Source organism: Kitasatospora sp. NPDC036993 (assembly GCF_055607525.1).
On the sequence record NZ_JBVJRP010000006.1, the window covers coordinates 175573 to 189139 of the forward strand.

Genomic DNA, 13567 nt, shown 5'->3' on the forward strand with positions numbered 1-13567 from the left:
GGGTCCCGTCAGCCCGCCGGAAGTTCCAGCACGAAGCGCGCGCCGCTCCGGGCGGGGGCGACCCGCAGGGTGCCGCCGTGCCGGGTGGCGATGTCCGCCGCGATGGCCAGGCCGAGACCGCTGCCGCCGGCGTCCCTGCTGCGCGCCTCGTCGAGCCGGGTGAACGGCTCGAAGATCCGCTCGCGGTCCTCCGGCGGTACCCCGGGGCCGTCGTCCCTGACCTCCAGGACGCAGTGGTGCCCGGTCCGCCGGGCGGACAGCACCACCTCGGCGGCCGCGTGCCGCCGGGCGTTGTCCAGCAGGTTGCGCGCCAGCCGGTGCAGCCGGATCCGGCTGCCGTGCACCAGCACCGGCTCCGGCGCGTCCACCCGCAGGGCGACCCGGGCGCCGAGGGCCGGGCGGCACTGGTCGGCCAGCTCCCGCAGCACGGCGGACAGGTCGACGGAGGAGAGCCGGCCGGCTGTCGCCGGGTGCGAGCCCCGGGCCAGGAACAGCAGGTCCTCGGTGAGCTGCTGGAGCCGTTCGACCGAGGTGAGCGCCTCCTGGGTCGCCGCCGGCCAGTCGGTCCGCTCGGGGTGCGCCAGCGACACCTCCAGGTTGGTGCGCAGCGCGGCGATCGGGCTGCGCAGCTCGTGGGAGGCGTCCGCGACGAAGCGCTGCTGCTGGGCGGCCGAGCGCTCCAGCCGGTCCAGGGTGGCGTTGGTGGTCCTGGCCATCCTGGTGATCTCGTCGCCGGAGCGCGGCACCGGGACGCGACGGTCCAGCCGGTGCTCGCCGATCTCGGCCAGCTGGGCCCGGATCGCCTCCACCGGACGCAGCGCCCGGCTGGTCGCCGTCCAGGCCATCAGCGCGACCAGCAGCGCGGCGAGCGGCACGCCGAGCCGCAGCACCGGGTCGATGGTGCGCAGCGAGGCCTCGGCGGCGAACGGGGTGGCCAGCACGTAGACCGTGACCGGGCCGACCTTCGGCTTGACCGGCTGGCCGTTCTCCTCGCTCGACGGCCACAGCAGCGGGCTCCAGCTGCCCATCGCGGTGAAGGTGCGCCCCGAGTAGCGGTTGGCGGCGACCGGCCCGGCCGGGCCGATGGTGATCCGCTGCACCGACTGCCAGTCGTCCGGCGCCGGCTGCGGTACGAGGACGGGCGGACCCCCGGCCAGGTGCTGGGTGGTCAGCGGGCCGCCCATGGTCACCACCTGGCCCGCGCTGTTCAGCACCAGGTAGGGCAGCTGCCCGTGGTCCGCCAGCTGCTGGCCGTGCTTGTAGCCGTTGCTGATCTCGCGGGCCTGGGCGTGGGCGTCCGCCTCGGCGGCCTCCAGCTGGGCGTCGTACATGTGGTCGCGCAGCCACCAGGCGCCGACGCCGAGCAGCAGCAGTGCCGCCAGTCCGGCCGCCAGCGAGGTGCGCAGACGGGTGGAGAGCCTGCCGGGCACCGCTCAGGCCTCCAGCCGGTAGCCGGCGCCGCGCACGGTGGTGATCGAGCGGACGCCGAACGGGGTGTCCACCTTGCGGCGCAGCATGCTGACGTACACCTCGACGATGGACTCCTCGCCGTCGAAGGCGATGTCCCACACCTCGTCGACGATCCGGCGCTTGGAGAGCACCTCGCCGGGGTGCTCGGCCAGACAGCGCAGGACGGCGAACTCGCGCTCGGTCAGGGTGATCTCGGCACCGGCCCGGCCGCAGCGCCGGCCCGCGGGGTCCAGCCACAGGTCGCCGACCCGCAGCAGCGGGCCGGGGCTCTGGCTGCGACGGATCAGCGCGCGCAGCCTGGCCAGGAAGACCAGGTAGGAGAACGGCTTGGTGAGGTAGTCGTCGGCGCCGGTGTCCAGCCCCTCGGCCTCGTCGTACTCGCCGTCCTTGGCGGTCAGCATCAGGATCGGCGTGGTGACGCCGTCGGCGCGCAGCGCCTCGCACACCTTGTAGCCGTTCAGGCCGGGCAGCATGATGTCGAGCACGATCGCCCGGTAGGCGTGCCGCTGGGCCAGCCGCAGGCCGGTGAGGCCGTCCGGGGCGAGGTCGACGGTGTAGCCCTCGGCCTCCAGGCCGCGCCGTACGGCCGCCGCCACCTGGGCGTCGTCCTCCACCACCAGAATCTCCATGCGGCTCAGGATGCCACCGGCGCCGGATCCGTTCCTTAAGCGGTCTTCAGCTTTCTCAGCCTCGCTTCAGGGGCGCGGGTGCATGCTCTCGCCGATTTCGCCGGTCCGCCTCGGGCCGGTGTCCCGAGCGAGAGGGGGTGGGGGATGGCCGTCCTCCAGGAGCGGGCCGCCGGGGCCCGCGTCCCGGCCGGCGGCCGGAGAGCCGCCACGGCCGCGCCCGCCCGGCACCGCAGGCCGCGCCGTACGCTCCCGCCCAGCCTGGTGATGGCGGTGGGCACGGTGGTGTCCAGGGCCACCGGCTTCGTCCGCTCGGCGCTGCTGGTGGCGGTCCTCGGCTCGGGGGTGCTCGCGGACGGGTACAACGTGGCCAACACGGTGCCCAACATCCTCTTCGTGCTGCTGATCGGCGGCGCGCTGAACACCGCGCTGGTGCCCCACCTGGTGCGCGCCGCGAAGGAGTCGGCGGACGGCGGGGCGGCGCACGTCGACCGGCTGGTGACGGTTCTGGTCGCCGCCCTGCTGGTGCTGACGGCGGTGGTGGTGCCGGCCGCGCCGTACGTCGTGCGGGCCTACACCTCGTACGGCGGAGCGCAGTTGGGCGACACGGTGCTGCTGGCGTACCTGTGCCTGCCGCAGGTGTTCTTCTACGGGCTGTTCACGGTGCTCGGCCAACTCCTCAACGCCCGGCAGCGGTTCGCGCCGATGGCATGGGCCCCGGTGCTCAACAACCTGGTGGTGATCGGGGTGTTCGGCGGCTACCTCGGCCGGCACTCCTTCTCCGCCGCGGACCTGACGGTCCTCGGAGCCGGGACGACGGCCGGCGTGGTCGCCCAGAGCCTGGTGCTGCTGCCCTGCCTGCGGGCGGCCGGGGTACGGCTGCGCCCCCGCTGGGACTGGCGGCAGGCGGGGCTCGGCGAGCCCCTGCGGGCCGCCGGGTGGACGCTGCTGCTGGTGCTCTGCGACCAGGTGGGCTACTGGGTGGTGACCAGGCTGTCGACCGCGGCCGGAGCCGAGGCCGCCGCGGCCGGGCTGCCGGGCGTCGGGTACACCGCGTACAGCAGCGCGTACCTGCTGTGGATCGTGCCGCACGGGGTGGTCACGGTCTCGGTGGTCACGGCGGTCGTCCCCGCGCTCAGCGCCGCCGACTCCCCGCGTGCCGTCCGCTCGCTGCTGGCCCGCACCGTCCGCACCGTCGGGGTGGTCACCGTCCCGGCGGCCTGCGCGTTCGCGGTCCTCGCGCCGCAGCTGTGCGCGCTCGCCTTCGGGCACGGCCGCACCGATCCGGCCGACGTCCTGGCCATCGCCGGGATGCTGACCGCCTTCGCGCCCGGCCTGGTCCTCTACTCGGCCTCGTACGCGCTGACCCGCACCTTCTACGCGCTCGGCGACAGCCGCACGCCCTTCCTGCTCAACCTGCTGCCCGTCGCCGCCACGGCCCTCGGGGCGGTGCTCTGCCACCAGTTGCTGCCGCTGCGCTGGGCCGTCACCGGGATGGCCGGGTGCTACGGCGGATCGTTCCTGCTCACCGTCCTGGCCGCGGCCCTGCTGCTGCGCCGCCGGCTCGGGCCGCTGCGCGTGCTCGGGGCCCACGTGAAACCGCTGCTGGCCGCCCTCCCGGCCGCTGCCGCCGCCTGGTGGGCCACCAGGTACGGCCTCGTCCCGGCCGCCGCGGCCCTCGCCGTCCTGTACCTCCTGCTCGCCCACCTCCTCCGGATCGACGAACTGTCCGCCCTCACCAAGCGATTGCGCCGCCGCCCATGACCCAGCTCCCCGCCGACGTCACCCGAGTCCTCGACGCCCTCCTCCCCGAGGGCCACCCCCTGCGCGCCCAGGTCCCGCGGCTGCGCATCGAGTGCCGCTGCGCCTGCGGCTGCACCGCGTACTTCACCGGCCCCGGCACCGTCACCCGCGCGGAGGTCGTGGCCGGGGCCGTCATCGGCTGCGACGGCGAGGTCCTCCTCTTCGCCGAGGACGGACGCCTCTCCTGGCTGGAGGTCTGCTCCTGGACCGACCCCAAACTCACCCTCGCCGAAGCGGCCCGCCACCTGCTCGGGGAACCCGGCAGGCCGGACTGACCGCCGTTCGGGGCGTGCCTGCCGTGCTCGTTCCCGGCTTCGACCCGCACGCCGTCCCCGGCCCGGACGGCGACGCCGCCCGGGCCGTCCTCGTCTTCCACACCGGCATCACCGACAGCGTCGAAGCCGCCCGGCGCCGGCTGCCGCAGGACGTGGACCCCGGGCGTCAATGACCGAGGCCGAAGTCCCTGGCATGGGTGATACTCGTTGCGTTTGCTTCGAATATTGCGAATAATTCATTGAGCGAGGAGGCTGTCATGTCATCCATGACCGATGGCCGGAAGATCGCCCCGGGTGCGGTTGACGCGGAATCCGCGGCGCGCGCGCTGCGGAGACTCAAGGACTACCTGGCCCACACCGCGCGGCCCGACGAGGACGTGCGGATCCTCACCGAGACCGGCGACGACGTGCTGGTGCTCCCCCGTCCGACGGTCGAGATGTTCGCGGCGATCCTCGCCGCCGTGGCCGGAGGGCAGGGTGTCCAACTGGTGCCCGTCGACGCCGAGGTGTCGACGCAGGTGGCCGCCGAGATGCTGAACGTCTCGCGGCCCTACCTGATCGGGCTTCTGGAGCGGGGGGAGATGCCCTACCGGCTGGTCGGGCGGCACCGCCGGGTCCGTCTGGACGACCTGGCGGCCTACCGGCGGGCGGACGATCGTCGGCGCAAGGACGCCGCCGACGAGCTCTCGCGCCTCGACCAGGAGTTGGGACTGGACTGAGCCATGGCATTCGTTGTCGTCTACGACGCGTGCGTGCTGTACCCGAACACGCTGCGCGACCTCCTGTGACGGCCAACCTCAAGGGCTTCCCGGAGAGCTGCCTGGCGGAATGGGGGATCGAGGCGAAGTCGCCGGATGACTTCGTCCTCGACCTCATCGGACTGGACGACCGGGTCGTGTACTCCTGCGTCCAGGAGATCGCGGATGCCCGGCGCAACCCGCCGACGACCTTCGAGGACGTCCTGGGGATCCTCGAACGCTCCGGATTGATCGAGGTGGCGGCAGCCTTGCGGGCGGGGCCGATGCCGATCGCCTGAGCCGGCGAGGGTTCGGGTACCGCTCTTCGGCGTGGGACGTCGGCTCGGTCTCCTACGCGTCGGGGAGGGGGCGCTGGTAGGCGAGGGCGGGGCGGTCGTCGAGGAGGAACTCGTGGGCGAGTCGGAAGCCGTTGCGGGTGAGGACGGCCTGCGAGGCCGGGTTGTCGACGGTGGTGACGGCGGTGACGGCGCGGAGGCCGTAGGCGGTGGCGGCGAGGCGGCAGGCCTCGGCCACGGCGGCGGAGGCGATGCCGCGGCCGGTGGCGGACTCGGCCACCCGGTAGCCGAGTTCGGCGCTGCCGTCGGCGAGGTCGACGAGGTTGACCCGGGCGACGACCTCCCCGTCCGCGTCGAGCACCACGTGGAACCGGCAGGTGCCCTCGGCCTGCTCGGCGAGGAGGGCGGCGTGGCGCTCCGCGAACCCGGCGAAGTAGGCGTCGCCGCGGTCCGGGACGCTGCGGGCGAAGTACGCGCGGTTGGCGCGTTCGAAGGCCAGCAGGGCGTCGGCGTGGTCGGGGCGCAGCGGTTCCACGGTGATCATCACGCCAGTCTGCCGCGCAGGGCCTCGGTGAACCACTCGAATACGTCCCGCAGGCTCTCCTGGACCGGCCAGCCGTTGACGGTCGCCATCAGCTGCCAGTAGCGCTCGGCGCGGGGGTCGTCGGCGGTCCCGAGGCGGTCGAACAGCCACTGCCGCAGTGCGGCGTCGTCCGGGCGGCCGAAGGCCTCGGCGTAGGCGGCGGTGAGGGTGGCGACGACGGGGCCGGCGTCGGGGGAGGCCGGGGCGACGCCGGCCGCCAGCGCGGCCCGGACCCGGGAGGTCACCGTCCCGGTGAGTTCGGTGTGCAGGCCGGTGCGGTCCCCGTCCGCGCGTTCGGCGGCCTGGTGTTCGGCCATCTTCCGTACGGCCGCGCGGAAGTCCGGGTCCTGGACGAGTTCGCCCAGTTCGACCCAGGCCTCGACCTGCTCCGGCCGTGGCTCGTCGGGCAGTTCGGGCATCGCGGAGCGCATCATGGCGACGAACTCCGGGTTGGCGTCCAGGCCGCCGAAGGCCTCGTCGACGAAGTCGTGGACCAGACGCCGGCGTTCGGCGTCGGAGAGCTTGGCGAGCTTGTGCATGAGTCTCATCTCCTCGGGGGTGGAACCGCGTTGGGCGACGGCGAGCAGCACCGCCCGGCGCAGCCGCAGCGTGCGGATCTGCACCTCCAGCGCCTCGGCGTGCGCGGCGGCGACCTCGGGCAGCGGGGCCTGCCGCTCCAGCACCCGGCGGATCGCGGGCAGGTCGAGCCCGAGTTCGCGCAGGGTGCGGACGAGGTCCAGCCGGGCGAGCGCGTGGACGTCGTACCGCCGGTAGCCGGCGGTGGTGCGGGCGGTGGGCGGCACGAGGCCCGTGTCGGCGTAGAACCGGATGGCCTTGACGGTGAGTCCGGTGCGCCGGGCGAGGTCGCCGATCGAGTAGAGCGTGTCGCTGCCGTCCGCGCCGTCGCTGCCGCCGATGCCATCGGTGTCGTCCGTGCCGTCCGTGCCGTCCATGTGGTCCACCTTGGCGTCTCCCCCTGGGGGAGACTCAACCCCGCCCTCTAAGGTCGTGGCCATGAACGACACTGACAACGGGGCCTCGATCCGCGTCCTCCTCGCCGAGGACCAGGGAATGGTCCGGGAGGCGCTGGCCGCGCTGCTCGGGCTGGAGGGGGACATCGACGTCGTCGCGCAGGTCGGGCGCGGGGACGAGGTGGTGGCGGCGGTGCTGGCGAACGACGTGCAGGTCGCCGTGCTGGACATCGAGATGCCGGGGATGACGGGCATCGAGGCGGCCGCCGAGCTGAGTCGTCAGGCGCCCCGGACGAAGGTGGTCATCGCGACGACCTTCGGGCGCCCCGGCTACCTGCGCCGGGCGATGGAGTCCGGCGCGGACGCCTTCCTGGTGAAGGACGCGCCGGCCGCCGAGCTGGCCGAGGCGATCCGCCGGGTGCTGCGCGGCGAGCGGGTGATCGACCCGGCGCTGGCCGCCGCCGCGCTGGCCGAGGGCGCCAACCCGCTGACCCCGCGCGAGCGGGACGTGCTGGGCGCGGCCGCCGACGGCGCGGTGAACGCGGACATCGCCAGGCGGCTGCACCTGTCCGAGGGGACGGTGCGCAACTACCTGTCGATGGCGATCCAGAAGACCGAGGCGCGCAACCGCACCGAGGCGGTCCGGATCGCCCGGGAGAAGGGCTGGCTCTGACCCGTCGGCACCGTGAGCCCTGTCACCGATCTCCGTGGTCAGTACACCTAGTTCAGCCGGTGCCTGGCCGCCCTGGCCTCCTGCCGGACCTTGGCGGCGGTGTCCGGGTCGAAGGCGTCCAGGATCTGCGCGTAGGCGTCCATCTCCGCCGAGCCGCCGAGGAAGTCCCCGGTGCGGACGAGGAGTTCGGCCCGCTCCAGGCGCAGCTGGGCGGGGTGCCTGGGCAGCAGCAGGGCGAGTTCGGCGGCCCAGAGCTGGGTGCGGGCGTGTTCGGGGCGGTCGGCGGCCCAGGCGCGGATGTTGCCGAGCACCCGCAGCACGATGTCGAGCGGCTGGGCCGGGGTCAGCAGGGCGGGGCCGAACTCCTGCCCTGCGGCGGCGACCAGCTGCTCGGCGTCCTCCGGGTCGAGCAGTCGTCCGCCGTGGAACGGGTCGGCCAGGACGTAGTCCTCGCCGCCCGCGGGGCCGCCCACCGCGACGATGAAGTGGCCGGGCAGCGCGATGCCGTGGACGGTCAGCCCGGCCCGCCGGCCGACCGCCATCCACACCAGCGAGAGCGTGATCGGCAGCCCGCGCCGGCGCCGCAGCACCTCGGGCAGCAGCGAGGACTCCAGCCGCCGGTAGTCCGCCGGCTGCCCGTGGAAGCGCTCCCGTCCGCCGAGCACTGCGGCGAGCAGGGCGGCGGTCTCCTCGGGCCCGACGGGCGCCCGCTCGGCGACCGCCAGCCGGACCGCCGCCGCGTGCCGCTCCAGCGCGGCCTCGCAGGCGGCGAGCAGTGCGTCCACGCCCGGTGGTTCGCCGGGGTCGTCCGGGTCGGGCACCATGCCGTGCTCGGCGGCGGCGAGCAGGCACAGCAGCACCGGGTCGGGCTGTTCGGCGCGGGCGGCGGTCCGGAAGCGGTCTCTGCTCTGCTCGGTCACGGTGACGGCGACGGCTTTCGTACGGCGGACGGACAAGGCGGCGGACGGACGGGGGAGGCGGGACGGCGCGGCCGCTATCCCTGGGGAAGGAGGGCGTAGTGGTAAGTGTGACTGGTCGCGAAGCCGAGTCCGTCATAGAGCGCGATCGCTCCCGCGTTCTCCGCCTCGACCTGGAGGTAGGCGCCGCTCGCCCCCTCCTCGGCCGCGCGCGAGGCGAGCACCGCCATGACCGCCGTCGCCAGCCCGGCCCGCCGGGCGTACGGCTGGACCTCGATCGCGCCGAAGCAGGCCCAGGGGCCGTCGATGACGCAGCGTCCGATCGCCGCCGGCGGCTGTCCCGGAGCGCCGGGCACGGTGGCGAACCAGACCGAGGGCCCGCCGTGCAGCACCTGGCGGGCCGCCTCCTCCACCGCCGGGTCGCCGCCGACCCGCCGGTACACCGACATCCACCGCGCGTCCGCCGTCCGCGCCAGCCGTACCCGGTCGTGCCCGGAGCCGACCCGGGAGAGGCCGGCCAGCGGGGCGGTGCGGACCAGGGTGGGCGCGTACCCGGCGCCCAGCCGGTCGAGCTCGGCGACCAGCGGATCCGGCGAGCCGGGGGAGATCACCTCGACGTACGCGGGCAGCCCGCGCGCCGCGTACCAGGCGCGGACCGCCGCCAGCGCCTGAGGCAGCGGCAGCCCGGGCTCCCCGAGCGCCTGGACGGAGTTGGCCCGCCGGGTGAACCCGGCCGCGGCGCGCAGCGTCCACTCGCCGAGCGGCTCCCGCTCGACGGCCGGCCAGCCGCGTCCCGCGATCCGCTGCAGCTCGACCGGCGTGGTGACCGGCAAGGTCGCGCGTCGGACCGGAAACCGCGGCACCACCTTGCCTGCGACCAGCAGCTTCTCCGGCAAGAACACCGGATCGCCGGCGCGGGGGACGATCGTCAACCCATGATCGTCCCACGATGTGAGCACACCGATCGAATCCCGGAACACCGGCCGGTCGTCCACGAACTCCGAGAGGCGCCGTACGGACACGCGTCGTCCCACGTCAGAGCGATCTATCCGGACCTCGGGACGATCGTCCGCCGGGTTGCCCGTCGTCATCTGGCCACCTCCTGTGCATTTGCGGTCTCCGACCCGCGATACTAGGGGCGGGCATCGACGACGCCGCGCTCACCGCGCACGGCAGCAGAACAGAACGGGCCACCAGGCCCTTCCGAGGAGGAAAGACAGCGTGACCTACGTCATCGCGCAGCCTTGTGTCGACGTGAAGGACAAGGCGTGCATCGAAGAGTGCCCGGTTGACTGCATCTACGAGGGCGAGCGATCGCTCTACATCCACCCGGATGAGTGTGTCGACTGCGGCGCTTGCGAGCCGGTCTGCCCGGTCGAGGCGATCTTCTACGAGGACGACACTCCGGAGGAGTGGAAGGACTACTACAAGGCGAACGTCGAGTTCTTCGACGACCTGGGCTCGCCCGGCGGCGCCTCCAAGCTCGGCCTGATCGAGCGTGACCACCCCTTCATCGCCGCTCTGCCGCCGCAGAACGCCGACCACTGACGATCGGTGGCAGAACAGCTGTGAGCACCAACAGCACGCGCGCGCCGTTCCCGGGCCACCCGGGGGCGGCGCGCCGCGTTTCGGACAAGCTCCCGGTCTTCCCCTGGGACAAGCTGGAGCCGTACAAGAGGACCGCGCTGGCCCACCCCGGCGGGCTCTGCGACTTCTCCGTCGGCACCCCGGTGGACCCGGTCCCCGAGGTGATCCAGAAGGCGCTGGCCGCGCACACCGACACGCCCGGCTACCCGACCGTCTGGGGCCCGCTGGAGCTGCGCGAGGCGATCGCCGGCTGGCTGCACCGCCGGCTCGGCGCGGAGATCGGCCCGCAGGCCGTGCTGCCGACCGTCGGCTCCAAGGAGCTGGTGGCCTGGCTGCCGACCCAGCTCGGCCTCGGCCCCGGCGACCAGGTCGCCTACCCGCGGCTGGCCTACCCGACCTACGAGGTGGGTGCCCGGCTGTGCGGCGCCGAACCGGTCGAGTACGGCTCGGTGGACGAGCTGGACGGCTCCCGGGTGCGCCTGCTCTGGGTGAACTCGCCGTCCAACCCGACCGGCCGGGTGCTGGGCGCCGACGAGCTGCGCCGCGCCGTCGAGTGGGCCAGGGAGCACGGGGCGCTGCTGGTCAGCGACGAGTGCTACCTGGAGCTGGGCTGGGAGGCCGATCCGGTCTCCGTCCTGCGTCCGGACGTCTGCGGCGACGGCCACGAGGGCCTGCTGGCCATCCACTCGCTCTCCAAGCGCTCCAACCTGGCCGGCTACCGCGCCTCCTTCGTGGCGGGCGACCCGGTGGTGGTCAAGGAGCTGCTGGAGGTGCGCAAGCACGGCGGCATGATCGTGCCGGCGCCGGTCCAGGCAGCGACCGTCGCGGCGCTCGCGGACGACGCGCACGTCGCCGAGCAGCGTGAGCGGTACGCGGCCCGGCGCTCGGCGCTGCGGGCGGCGCTGGAGGCGTACGGCTTCCGGATCGAGCACTCCGAGGCGAGCCTCTACCTGTGGGCGACCCAGGACCGCCCGTGCTGGGAGACCGTGGCCGAACTGGCCGGGCTGGGCATCCTGGTGGCGCCCGGCGACTTCTACGGTCCGGCCGGCGACCGCTTCGTGCGGGTCGCGTTCACCGCGACCGACGAGCGGGTCGCCGCGGCCGTGGAGCGGCTGAACGCGGGGCGCTGAGCCTCCCTGAGGGGCCGTACGGCGAAGGGGCCGGTGTCACGGACACCGGCCCCTTCGGCCGTTCCGGCCCGGCCGTACGGGAGCACACCCGGGCGGAGCACCGTACGGGCGCACGGAGCCCCGCCGGTGCGGAACACCGCCCGGCCGCACGGATCGCGGCCGGGCGGCGGTGCGGAGCACGGCCCGGCGCCGTGGCGCCCGACCGGGCCGTGTGAGCTACAGCGGCAGCCCGTTCAGGCCGCCGCCGTTGAGGCCGCCCAGCAGGCCGCTGAGCGGGCCGAGCGCGCCGGTGAGGCCGGACAGCGGGCTGTTCTGGCCGAGGTCGGCACCGCCGAGGCGGTTGGCCGACCCGTGCTCGGCCAGGCCGAGCACGTCGGTGGCGGGGAGGTCGGCCGGCAGGGCCTGCTGGACCGAGCCGAGCGGCAGCGCCCGCTGCACCGCGCCGACCGGCAGCGCGTCGGCGACGGCGGTGCCGCCGGGGACGGCCCCGGTGAGGTTCTCGGCGCCCGGCACGGCCTGGGTGACCGTGCCGGCCTGGGTGAGCCCGCCGAGCGGGCCCGTGTCGGCGAGGGCGCTGCGGTTGCCCGTGCTCTTGCCGGTGACGGCCTCGCCGAGCTTGCCGGCCAGAGCCGAGGCGACCCTCGGGGTGACCGAGGAGAGCTGGCCGGCGGTCGCGGCGGTCTGGTCGACCGGAGCGGTCAGCGAGCCGGCCTTCTCGTTCGCCTCGGGCAGCTGCTGGGCGACGATGTTGCCGGCGGCGTCGGCGGAGGCCGGTACGCCCGCGGCGACGGTGGCCGCGCCGGTGCTGCCGGCGGCCTGGCCGAGCTGGTGGGTGGTGTGCTGGAGGGTGGAACCGGTGTCGGTGTTGGTCAGCTGGCCCAGCGGTGCCGCGAGGTCGCTCTTGGGCAGCAGGGCGTCCCCGCCCAGGGCGGACGCGGAGCCGGCCGCGACCAGCGGGGTCGCTCCTGCGGCCACGACGAGCGCGGCCTGGGCGATCCGGCGCGTGAGGGAGTGAGACATGGGGCTCCTCGAAGGGGTCTGGGTCCGTCCCGTCCGCCCCGGGGACCGGGTGTGGACGACCGGGCGGACGACGTTGTTACCGCTTGAGAAGCCAGAAGGTTTCGGCCCGGGCAAGGGAGATGTCTGACCGACCATCGGATCGTACGACTGCGACGATGCCGTCCGCCGGGCCCGGTCGGACGCCGTCGAACCGGCCCCAGCCAAGGGGAGTGACGGTTCTCCACCCTGGTTCGCCGGAACGGGCGGCCGGTCCACCGGCGTTGACCCGAATCACCCGATCGGCGGCAACCCGAACACCTGTGCGTCAGCCCTTGCCGACCGGCGCCAGGGTGACCTGGACGAGCTTGGTCGAGGTGCCCGAGGTCTGCGTCTGCCAGCCGTCCTCGGACTTGGACTTGCGCCAGATCTTCCCGTCGTAGGCGACCGTCGCGACGCCCAGCTGCTGGGCCTGGGCGACGGCCCAGTGGGCCACCTCCCAGCCGATGGCCCGCTCGGCGCTCACCCCGCCGTCCGCACCGGCGTCCGAGGAGGAGGTCAGCGCGGTGGTGGCCGGGTCCGGGGTCAGCGAGACCGCGTTCTCGGCGCCCTTGATGGTCGAGGCGTAGCCGGTCGCCGGGGTCACCGTGCGGCCGAACTCCCGGCGCACCCGGTCGGACAGCACCTGGGCCCGGTCCGGAGCCGCGACCGGAGCCGCGGTGGCGCCCGGGGCGGCGGTGGCACCCGGGGCGGGGGAGGAGGAGTCCTCCGGGTCCGGCCTGGCGTAGTCGCGCACCACACAGGAGAACGAGGCGGGCTCGCGGCCGGCCAGCGCCGAGGTGAGCAGCGTCGCCTTGGTCTCGTGCTTGGCGTAGGCCTGCGGGTAGCCGCTCTTCTGCACCGTCTGCGCGGCGTCGGTCAGCGGCATCCGGGTGTAGCCGGGGACCTTGACCAGGCCGTCCAGGAACTTGTTGGTCGCGTACACAGGGTCCGCGATCTGCGCCGGGGTGCCCCAGCCCATCGACGGCCGCTGCTGGAACAGGCCGATCGAGTCCCGGTCGCCGCCCGCGAGGTTGCGCAGCTTGGACTCCTGCATCGCGGTCGCCAGCGAGATCGTGGTCGCCCGGTCCGGCAGCGCGCGCGAACGCGCCACCGCGGCGATCGTGGCGGCGTTGGCGGCCTGCGGCAGCTCCAGCGTGCCGTTGCCCGCCGCCGTCTTCACCGTGCACTCCTCGGACGCGTCCGGCTTGAAACCGAACCACCAGATCCCGACCACGGCCAGCCCGGAGACCAGGGCGAGACCGAGCAGCCCCACGATCACCATCAGCAGGGCGCGCAGTGGCCCGCGGCGTCGAGTGGGCTCCTCCTCGTCGCCCAGCTCCACGCTGCTCCTTCTCCTGGCCACCGTCGCCCCTCTCGTGCCTGCTCCTTGATCCGACACCGTACCCACTCGGACGGATGTGCGGCGCCCCCCGGTTGCCGATTGCCCGCCCGCTCTCCTCC

Annotated in this window: 16 protein-coding genes; 8 read left to right on the plus strand and 8 right to left on the minus strand. The window is 74.2% G+C overall.

The genetic code is table 11. The features are described from left to right. Nucleotides 1-8: 8 nt before the first annotated feature. Both ACZ7C5_RS14715 and ACZ7C5_RS14720 read right to left on the minus strand, forming a co-directional pair. Nucleotides 9-1430 carry a sensor histidine kinase gene (locus ACZ7C5_RS14715; protein WP_470322701.1) on the minus strand — a complete coding sequence of 474 codons (1422 nt, stop codon included), beginning with the start codon at nucleotides 1428-1430 and terminating at the stop codon, nucleotides 9-11. Between the two features lie 3 nt (nucleotides 1431-1433). After that, entirely contained in the window at nucleotides 1434-2099 is a 666-nt protein-coding gene (locus ACZ7C5_RS14720) for a response regulator transcription factor (protein ID WP_188296377.1), read from the minus strand. Between the two features lie 144 nt (nucleotides 2100-2243). On the opposite strand from ACZ7C5_RS14720, the gene murJ reads away from it, so the two are divergent. The 5 genes from murJ (at nucleotide 2244) to ACZ7C5_RS14745 (ending at nucleotide 5210) form a co-directional block, all read left to right on the plus strand. Further along, nucleotides 2244-3860, plus strand: coding sequence for a murein biosynthesis integral membrane protein MurJ (gene murJ / locus ACZ7C5_RS14725; protein WP_470322702.1), 1617 nt, complete (start codon nucleotides 2244-2246; stop codon nucleotides 3858-3860). Beyond that, nucleotides 3857-4174, plus strand: a complete 318-nt coding sequence (locus ACZ7C5_RS14730) for a hypothetical protein (RefSeq protein ID WP_401083274.1) — start codon at nucleotides 3857-3859, stop codon at nucleotides 4172-4174. Before murJ ends, ACZ7C5_RS14730 begins: the two co-directional genes overlap by 4 nt. 14 nt (nucleotides 4175-4188) lie before the next feature. After that, complete coding sequence (locus ACZ7C5_RS14735) at nucleotides 4189-4347, plus strand: hypothetical protein (protein ID WP_401083276.1); 159 nt, start codon at nucleotides 4189-4191, stop codon at nucleotides 4345-4347. A gap of 93 nt (nucleotides 4348-4440) precedes the next feature. Further along, the gene (locus ACZ7C5_RS14740; RefSeq protein ID WP_470322703.1) at nucleotides 4441-4893 is read left to right on the plus strand and encodes a helix-turn-helix domain-containing protein; all 453 of its coding nucleotides are present in this window, start codon (nucleotides 4441-4443) and stop codon (nucleotides 4891-4893) included. Between the two features lie 65 nt (nucleotides 4894-4958). Further along, nucleotides 4959-5210, plus strand: a complete 252-nt coding sequence (locus ACZ7C5_RS14745; protein ID WP_401083279.1) for a VapC50 family PIN domain-containing toxin — start codon at nucleotides 4959-4961, stop codon at nucleotides 5208-5210. Nucleotides 5211-5262: 52 nt separating this feature from the next. Here ACZ7C5_RS14745 and ACZ7C5_RS14750 read toward each other — a convergent pair whose 3' ends face one another. Both ACZ7C5_RS14750 and ACZ7C5_RS14755 read right to left on the minus strand, forming a co-directional pair. Then, nucleotides 5263-5751 (minus strand): GNAT family N-acetyltransferase, encoded by a 489-nt coding sequence (locus ACZ7C5_RS14750; protein WP_401083281.1) that lies wholly within the window; start codon nucleotides 5749-5751, stop codon nucleotides 5263-5265. Beyond that, complete coding sequence (locus tag ACZ7C5_RS14755; protein WP_470322704.1) at nucleotides 5751-6743, minus strand: MerR family transcriptional regulator; 993 nt, start codon at nucleotides 6741-6743, stop codon at nucleotides 5751-5753. Before ACZ7C5_RS14755 ends, ACZ7C5_RS14750 begins: the two co-directional genes overlap by 1 nt. A 61-nt stretch (nucleotides 6744-6804) precedes the next feature. Between ACZ7C5_RS14755 and ACZ7C5_RS14760 the strand changes: the two genes are divergently transcribed. Further along, the gene (locus ACZ7C5_RS14760; protein ID WP_188296372.1) at nucleotides 6805-7434 is read left to right on the plus strand and encodes a response regulator transcription factor; all 630 of its coding nucleotides are present in this window, start codon (nucleotides 6805-6807) and stop codon (nucleotides 7432-7434) included. A gap of 47 nt (nucleotides 7435-7481) precedes the next feature. On the opposite strand, the gene ACZ7C5_RS14765 is transcribed toward ACZ7C5_RS14760, so the two are convergent. Both ACZ7C5_RS14765 and ACZ7C5_RS14770 read right to left on the minus strand, forming a co-directional pair. Further along, entirely contained in the window at nucleotides 7482-8354 is an 873-nt protein-coding gene (locus tag ACZ7C5_RS14765; protein ID WP_401083286.1) for a transglutaminase family protein, read from the minus strand. 74 nt (nucleotides 8355-8428) lie between these two features. Then, nucleotides 8429-9442 carry a GNAT family N-acetyltransferase gene (locus tag ACZ7C5_RS14770; RefSeq protein ID WP_470322705.1) on the minus strand — a complete coding sequence of 338 codons (1014 nt, stop codon included), beginning with the start codon at nucleotides 9440-9442 and terminating at the stop codon, nucleotides 8429-8431. Between the two features lie 130 nt (nucleotides 9443-9572). On the opposite strand from ACZ7C5_RS14770, the gene fdxA reads away from it, so the two are divergent. Then, on the plus strand, nucleotides 9573-9899 hold the full coding sequence (gene fdxA, locus ACZ7C5_RS14775; protein ID WP_030061559.1) for a ferredoxin: 327 nt from the start codon (nucleotides 9573-9575) through the stop codon (nucleotides 9897-9899). A 20-nt stretch (nucleotides 9900-9919) separates the two neighbouring features. After that, on the plus strand, nucleotides 9920-11068 hold the full coding sequence (gene dapC / locus ACZ7C5_RS14780) for a succinyldiaminopimelate transaminase (protein WP_401083290.1): 1149 nt from the start codon (nucleotides 9920-9922) through the stop codon (nucleotides 11066-11068). A 216-nt stretch (nucleotides 11069-11284) separates the two neighbouring features. On the opposite strand, the gene ACZ7C5_RS14785 is transcribed toward dapC, so the two are convergent. Both ACZ7C5_RS14785 and ACZ7C5_RS14790 read right to left on the minus strand, forming a co-directional pair. Beyond that, the gene (locus ACZ7C5_RS14785) at nucleotides 11285-12088 is read right to left on the minus strand and encodes a hypothetical protein (protein ID WP_223244198.1); all 804 of its coding nucleotides are present in this window, start codon (nucleotides 12086-12088) and stop codon (nucleotides 11285-11287) included. A gap of 304 nt (nucleotides 12089-12392) precedes the next feature. Next, entirely contained in the window at nucleotides 12393-13448 is a 1056-nt protein-coding gene (locus ACZ7C5_RS14790) for a VldE C-terminal domain-containing protein (protein WP_401083292.1), read from the minus strand. Nucleotides 13449-13567: the final 119 nt, after the last annotated feature.

Coding starts and splice junctions, on each gene's coding strand:
- ACZ7C5_RS14720 (WP_188296377.1), bottom strand. CDS start 2,099: ATGGAGATTCTGGTGGTGGAGGACGACGCCCAGGTGGCGGCGGCCGTA.
- murJ (WP_470322702.1), top strand. CDS start 2,244: ATGGCCGTCCTCCAGGAGCGGGCCGCCGGGGCCCGCGTCCCGGCCGGC.
- ACZ7C5_RS14730 (WP_401083274.1), top strand. CDS start 3,857: ATGACCCAGCTCCCCGCCGACGTCACCCGAGTCCTCGACGCCCTCCTC.
- ACZ7C5_RS14740 (WP_470322703.1), top strand. CDS start 4,441: ATGACCGATGGCCGGAAGATCGCCCCGGGTGCGGTTGACGCGGAATCC.
- ACZ7C5_RS14750 (WP_401083281.1), bottom strand. CDS start 5,751: ATGATCACCGTGGAACCGCTGCGCCCCGACCACGCCGACGCCCTGCTG.
- ACZ7C5_RS14755 (WP_470322704.1), bottom strand. CDS start 6,743: ATGGACGGCACGGACGGCACGGACGACACCGATGGCATCGGCGGCAGC.
- ACZ7C5_RS14760 (WP_188296372.1), top strand. CDS start 6,805: ATGAACGACACTGACAACGGGGCCTCGATCCGCGTCCTCCTCGCCGAG.
- ACZ7C5_RS14770 (WP_470322705.1), bottom strand. CDS start 9,442: ATGACGACGGGCAACCCGGCGGACGATCGTCCCGAGGTCCGGATAGAT.
- ACZ7C5_RS14785 (WP_223244198.1), bottom strand. CDS start 12,088: ATGTCTCACTCCCTCACGCGCCGGATCGCCCAGGCCGCGCTCGTCGTG.